The sequence below is a fragment of the Kitasatospora sp. NPDC093558 genome (assembly GCF_040683475.1).
GTDB lineage: Bacteria > Actinomycetota > Actinomycetes > Streptomycetales > Streptomycetaceae > Kitasatospora.
In genome coordinates, this window is record NZ_JBFBDY010000554.1 from 1 (window position 1) to 4093 (window position 4093).

Genomic DNA, 4093 nt, shown 5'->3' on the forward strand with positions numbered 1-4093 from the left:
ACGGGACAACGGCGTCAGCGGGTCGCGGCGCGTTGGAGGGCGCTGGCTAGGAGGGCCAGGTCGGTGGGGCCGTTGCCCAGTTCGCGGACGGGGCGGCGGGCGGGTGGGGCGCCGAGTTGGAGCGGGTCTATCGCGACCACCGTCGGGCGCAGGGTGGCGGTGCGCGGGATGCGGCCGCTGATCCGGGCGGCCTGGAAGGCGCAGACGCCGCCGTCCGGCAGGCGCAGGTAGCCGCGGCCCGGGGTGTCCTCGGGGAGGGCGGCGGCGTCGCCGAGGTGGATCAGGAGGTCGGAGTCGGCCGGGTCCTCGGTGCGCAGGGCGATCCTGAGCAGGGCGGCCTCGTCCACCTCGGTGCCGGCGCTGTCCTCGGGCCGGCCGGTGGTGACCGCGAGGTGGACGCCGAGCGGGCCGCCGCGGCGGGCGACGGAGGCGAGCGCGCGGGCCAGCGGGCGGCCGGCCGGGGAGGTGGGGGAGAGCAGGGCGTCGTAGTCGTCGACGACGACGATCAGCCGGGCGGGGGCCGGAGCGGCCGGGGTGGTGGCGGCGGGACGGGGGCCCTCGGCGCTGCGCGGCGAGATGATCCGGGGCGCCGGGGTGGAGGCGGCCCCGACGGTGGCATGCACCGGCACCTGCGGTGCGTCCGCGCCCGCGCCCGTGCCCGCGTCGAGGATCCGGGCCGCGTGCCAGGAGGCGAAGTCCAGGCCGTCGAACAGCCGCTCCCGCAGGGTGAGTTCGTCCTCCAGGGCCTCGGCCGCGAGCAGCGCGGCCCGCGGGTCGGTGGCGGCGTTGACCCGCCCGGTGACGTGCGGGAGCTCGGTGCAGCCGTCCAGTCCGTCCTCGGTGGCCCGGCCCTCGATGAGGGTGACGGCCAGCCGCTCGGGCCGCTCGGAGACGGCGAGCGAGGCGACCAGCGTGCGCAGCAGCTCCGTCTTGCCGGAGCCGCGCGCGCCGCCGATCAGCAGGTGCGGGCCGCCCGGGTCGGGGGAAGGGAGGGCCAGTTCGGGGTCGGCGAGGTCGAGCGTGCAGAGCTCGTCCCGGGTGGTGCCGAGCAGCGCGGTGGCGGCGCCGATCCCGCCGGCGTGGGCGTCCCAGCGGGCGGAGAGCTTGGCGGGGGTGACGGTGTCGAGCTGGAGCAGGTCGAGCAGGCGCAGCGCGTCCGGGAGCGGGCCGCGGGCGGCCGGGGTGGCCTCGCGCAGTGGGGCGAGGACGCGGGCCAGGCGCTCGGCCCAGGCGTCGGAGACGGCGTCCAGCGAGACCTCGTGCAGGGTCTCGCGGCCGCGGGCGACGGGGCGGTCGAGCGAGAGGTGAGTGCCGACCTCGCCGGTGATCAGCGCGGTGGCGCCGACGCCGCGGGGGAGCAGTTCGGGCTGCTCGGCGAGGCAGATCGGGAAGATGCCGACTGCCGGGCCCTGGCGCAGCAGGAGGTCGAGTGCCTGGCGGGCGGCCTCGGTGGCCGGGCGGCCGTCGACCACGACGACGGTGGCGGGGTGGCCGCCGAGGCCGACCGGGCCGCTGAGCCGCGCGGTGAGCTCGGTGAGCCGGGCGGTGGCCTGCTCCTCGTCGAGGCCGAGCAGCAGGCGGCAGTCCTGGCCCTCGACGGGGCGCAGGTGGGGCAGCCAGAGGGCCCAGGCCCAGGTGTCGACGCGGTCCTGCGGGGCGCGGGCCTGGTCGGAGTCGACGACGACGAGGCTCAGGCCGCTCGGCGGGTGCAGGGCGGCGAGCTGGGCGACGACGGCGCGGGTGAGCGCGTCGAGCCGCTCGCGCGGGCCGCTGAGGCCGAGGCTGCCGGCGGTCTGCAGGTCGAGGGTGACGGGGACGGCGGGCAACGTCGTGCCGGGCGTGGTGCCGGGGCCGCCGGGGCGGTCGGCGGTGCCCAGGCGCAGGGTGAGTGCGTCGGGGTGGCCGGGGCCGCGCTCCCAGAGCCGGGGGCCGGGGCCGACGGCGTTGAGCAGGAGGGTGGCGAGGTCGGGCCAGCGTTCGCGCTGGGCGGCGGCCTGGCGGATCCGGACGGCGGCGTGGTGGCGCTCGGCGCTCTCCTGCCCGGGCGGTTCGGCGGTGCGGCCGAGGCGCAGCGAGAGCAGTCCGCGGCCGCGCCCCGCGGCGGGCTCGGGGGCGGCGGGCGGCTCGGCGGCGGGCGGCGCGGGCCGGACGGGGCCGGGGGCGGCGAGCTGGAGGTGCCCGTGGCCGTCGGGGACGGCGGTGCGGGCGGGCTCGGCGGTCCCGGGGGCGGCGAGCTGGAGGGTGGACTCGCCGATCCGCAGCAGGGCGCCGGGGTCGAGCGGGACGGCCTCCTCCTGCGGGCCGGGCGGAACGATCCGGCCGTCCAGGGTGGTGCCGTTGGTGGAGCCGAGGTCGCGGACGGTGACCCGGCCGTCCTCGGCGAGGTGCAGGGACAGGTGCAGCCGGGAGACGTCCGGGTCGTCGAGCGGGACGTCGGCCTCGCCGGAGCGGCCGACCCGGATCTCCCGGCCGTGCAGGCGGTGCACGCCGCCGGCGTCGGGGCCGCCGACCACGCGCAGTTCGGCGGCGGCCCGGGCGTCGTCGGGGTGGTCGGCGGTCGGGTCCGGCTCGTTGAGGCTGAGGACGGCGCCGTCGAGCAGCGGGGGGTGGCCGAGCAGGGTGTGCTCGTCCACCCGGTGCGCCCCGGCGTAGAGGTGTACGTGGGTGGCGGCCCGGGGGCCGCGCACGCCCACGGCGCCCGCGAGCGCGCCCGCGAGGGCGCCGAGCGCGGTACCGACGGGTGCGGTGACCAGGACGTCCACGTAGGGGATGGCGGTGCCGGCGGCGGTCGGGCCGCTGCGCGGTCGGAGGACGGTCAGCCGGATCTGCATCTCGCCCGCGGGTCCCTTCTGCTGATGTGAAGCCTGGTACCGCTGCTTCGCGGCTGGGGCGGCCGCTCGGCCACCCAAGAGTGGCGAGTGTCCATCCTGCCATCCGTCACGGACAGTCCGCGCACCGTACCGGATTTGACGATCTTGCGATGATCGCCATGTTGGAGGTGGCGGAGAGTCAGGTCAACCGGTGCTCCCGCGGCCGTCGGGACCCTTCCCTAGGGGATGTCCCCCAACCCGTCCCCGAGACCGGCCGCAAGGCCTGCCGGTCGCCTCTGAAACCCGAACGGACACCGTTAGAGTGGCCGCAAACAGGGGCCCGGCAGGCTCACCGCACCGGCGGAGGAGCGCCCCGCGCGGGCGGCACGGCGAGGAGTGCGACAGGTGCGGCCAGTCGGCAGCAAGTATGTGCTTGAGGAGACCCTCGGACGGGGGGCCACCGGCACCGTCTGGCGCGGGCGGGTGCGTGCGGACGCCGACGTGCCCGGCGCCGAGCCCGGGCAGGCCGTGGCGATCAAGGTGCTGCGCGAGGAGCTGGCGGCCGACCCGGACGTCGTGATGCGCTTCCTGCGCGAGCGCTCCCTGCTGCTGCGGCTCACCCACCCGAACATCGTCCGGGTGCGCGACCTGGTCGTCGAGGGCGAGCTGCTGGCCCTCGTGATGGACCTCGTCGAGGGCCCCGACCTGGCCCGCTACCTGCGCTCCAACGGCCCGTTCAGCCCGATCGCCGGCGCCCTGCTGATGGCCCAGGTCGCGGACGCGCTCGCGGCCAGCCACGCGGACGGCATCGTCCACCGCGACCTCAAGCCGGCGAACGTCCTGCTCGCCTCCGTCCTGGTCGACGGCACCGAGCAGATGCATCCGATGCTGACCGACTTCGGCATCGCCCGCCTCGCCGACTCCCCCGGCATCACCCGCACCCACGAGTTCGTCGGCACGCCCGCCTACGTCGCCCCGGAGTCCGCCGAGGGCCGCGCCCAGACCTCCGCCGTGGACGTCTACGGCGCCGGGATCATGCTGTACGAGCTGGTCACCGGCCGCCAGCCGTTCCAGGGCGACGGCCCGCTAGCGGTCCTCCAGGCGCACCTCGCGCAGGAGCCGCAGCGGCCCAGCACGATGCCCGAGCCGCTGTGGACGGTGATCGAGCGCTGCCTGCGCAAGGACCCGGCGCAGCGGCCGGGCGCGACCTCGCTGGCGCGGGCGCTGCGGGTGGTCGCGGCGGGCGTCGGCGTGCACGCCTCCCCGGTGGCCGTGGACGCGGC

2 protein-coding genes are annotated in these 4093 nt (G+C 77.5%); one reads left to right on the forward strand and one right to left on the reverse strand.

Annotated elements, in window-relative coordinates; genetic code table 11:
- Positions 1–14: 14 nt before the first annotated feature.
- Positions 15–2831: an FtsK/SpoIIIE domain-containing protein gene (locus AB0O00_RS31260; RefSeq protein WP_363657485.1), complete on the reverse strand. Its 2817-nt coding sequence runs from the start codon at positions 2829–2831 to the stop codon at positions 15–17.
- A 384-nt stretch (positions 2832–3215) separates the two neighbouring features.
- Here AB0O00_RS31260 and AB0O00_RS31265 point away from each other — a divergent pair.
- The coding region (locus tag AB0O00_RS31265) for a serine/threonine-protein kinase (protein WP_363657487.1) at positions 3216–4093 on the forward strand (878 nt) is incomplete at its 3' end.